The sequence below is a fragment of the Veillonella sp. genome (assembly GCF_019414865.1).
Classification (GTDB): Bacteria; Bacillota; Negativicutes; order Veillonellales; family Veillonellaceae; genus Veillonella.
In genome coordinates, this window is the sequence record NZ_DXLG01000167.1 from 1 (window position 1) to 2,710 (window position 2,710).

The 2,710-nt window shown below is 41.0% G+C and carries 2 protein-coding genes; one reads left to right on the forward strand and one right to left on the reverse strand.

Translation table 11 applies throughout. The annotated features are described in order from the left end of the window. Positions 1-75: 75 nt before the first annotated feature. On the forward strand, positions 76-1,104 hold the full coding sequence (locus QZ334_RS07830) for a helix-turn-helix transcriptional regulator (protein WP_295233416.1): 1,029 nt from the start codon (positions 76-78) through the stop codon (positions 1,102-1,104). Between the two features lie 74 nt (positions 1,105-1,178). Here QZ334_RS07830 and putP read toward each other — a convergent pair whose 3' ends face one another. Further along, the gene (gene putP / locus QZ334_RS07835) at positions 1,179-2,666 is read right to left on the reverse strand and encodes a sodium/proline symporter PutP (protein WP_295233420.1); all 1,488 of its coding nucleotides are present in this window, start codon (positions 2,664-2,666) and stop codon (positions 1,179-1,181) included. Positions 2,667-2,710: the final 44 nt, after the last annotated feature.

Genomic DNA, 2,710 nt, shown 5'->3' on the forward strand with positions numbered 1-2,710 from the left:
GTGTTGTGGATGATATTATAAATTGTATTAGTTACAATGTTGTTTTTATTGTATTATTTGTAAAAGGAGTCTTTTATGGCATCTAAGAAGGCCGTTCTAGTATATATACTAGAAATCCTGAAAAGTGAAACGGATGCTAATCATACTTTATCTCAAGAGGAGATTCGCAGTATATTAGCCGAGCGGTACGAGGTATCCGTCGATCGGAAGACCTTAGGCCGTCATTTAAATGATTTATATGAATCTGGTGATTTTGGTATTCAATGTGAAGAGTCTGCCGTAGGAGCGGATGGTACTATTCGCCGTACTGATTTCTATATGATTCATACCTTTGAAGATTCAGAATTGAGATTATTAATTGACGGTATATTGGCGTCTCGTCATATTACCGCATCTCAACGTAAGGATTTAATTAGTCGTGTTGCTAAATTGGGTAGCTCTCATTTCAAGCCCCATGGTATTGATATTGAAAGTGCTACGGGTTACCTTCATAGAAGTCAAGACTTATTCCTTAACATTGATCTCATAGAGGAAGCAATACAAAAGGGGAGAAAAATTTCCTTGGCTTATTGCCAACCTGACGTGGATAAACGATTACATATCAATCTCGGTCCAGATAATAAGGAGCGAAAGTATGTATTCAATCCATTCCAACTAGTTATGAATCGGGGACACTATTATCTAGTTGGGAACCATGAAAATTATGATGACATGTCTACATTGCGTGTCGATCGAATTGCACACATTACGGTGCTGAGCGAACGTAGAAAACCTTTACGGGAGATAAAGGGCTATAATCAGCAACGCACCTTCAATGTATCACAATATGTAAAAGAACATATTTACATGTTCGGTGGTGAATCCGTTACCGTAAGTTTTAAGGCAAAGCGGTCTATTGTAAACCAAATTTTAGATTGGTTTGATGGGAATGTGGAATTCACCAGCGTTACAGCTGATGACGTTGTATGCCGTGTACGTGTAAATCATGATGCCTTTAAGTATTGGGCACTTCAATATATGCAAAGTGTGAAAGTACTTTCACCAACATCCTTGGTAGCAGAAGTGAAAGAAGCTATTAAGGAAGGCTTAGCACAATACTCATAATAAAAGAGCTAGTTGATCGTTGAATCAACTAGCTCTATTTTTATGTATGCTATTTTAAACGTCCGATTTCTAATTTATAGAACATGCATTTTTTCTGCTTCGCGATAGTCCTTAAGAACTGGGCGAGGAGGTAATTTACCCATGATACTCACTACATAGATAGCGATGGAAGAGAAGATGAAGCCTGGCACGATTTCGTAAAGGCCGAGGAATCCAAATTGTTTCCAAATGAGTACGGTTAAACCACCTACGACGATACCTGCGATACAGCCATGACGTGTCATTCGTTTCCAGAACAAGGAGAACAAGATGGCTGGACCGAAGGCAGCACCAAAGCCTGCCCATGCATAGGCAACCATTGTTAAGATGTAGCTATCTGGGTCCATTGCCATATAGATGGCTATTAATGCAACTAGTAGCACTACGATACGGCTTACTAGTACTAGCTCTTTATCGCTTGCTTTAGGATGAATGATATTCGCATAAAGGTCATTAGCAATAGCGGAAGCTGTTACTAACAATTGTGCAGATGCAGTACTCATGATAGCTGCTAATACGGCGGACCAGATGAGACCTGCTACAAATGGTGTAAAGAGACGTTCTGTCATGATGAGGAATACTGTTTCCGCATCAGTGCCGACTAATTTATCCGGCAGCATGTATACGTGACCGATGAGGCCTACCGCGATAGCTGCCATAAGGGATAAGATAACCCATACCATGGCGATATTCGTAGATTTTTTTAACTCTTTCCCGTCGGAGATGGCCATGAATCTTACGAGAATGTGAGGTTGACCAAAGTAACCTAGGCCCCAACCGAGAGCGGAGATTAAGCCGATAGCCCAAGTAAACCAATCGGATGGATTGCCAAATAAGCTAAGACCTTGAGGAAACTCGTGTTGAATGAGTTGGAATGTTTCAATAGGTCCACCCATAAACATGGCTGCTGTAATTGGTACTGCTAAGATGGCAAAGAACATTAATGCCCCTTGAATACAGTCTGTCCAAGATACGGCGAGGAAGCCGCCGAGGAATGTGTAGAATACGACGATACCCGCTGTAATAAATAGAGATACGGTGTAATCAAGACCAAAGATGGTATTGAACAATTTACCCCCTGCTACAAAGCCCGATGATGTATAAATCAAGAAGAAAATCAAGATGAATAGGGCTGATATAACAGCTACCGAATGGGATTGATCGTGGAAACGATTTTTCAAATAGTCTGGTAACGTTAAACTGTCACTAGCTACCTCTGTATGGTTACGCAAGCGTCTAGAAACAAACTTCCAATTTGCCCATGTACCTAATGTGAGACCTACGGCAATCCATACACCAGAAATCCCCGTAGTATACGCTAGGCCCGGCACACCCATGAGCATCCAACCACTCATATCTGATGCTTCCGCACTCAGTGCTGTGATCCATGGTCCTAGTTGTCGGCCACCGAGGATATAATCACCAATGCTGTTTGATTTCCTGTAGTAATAGACCCCAATATACATCATGAGTCCTAGATATAAGGCAAAGGCGATAATAATCATTAAGTTGTCTTGTGTCATGCCTATATAAGACCTCCTTAGGTTAAATTTTCATTCTATAGTAT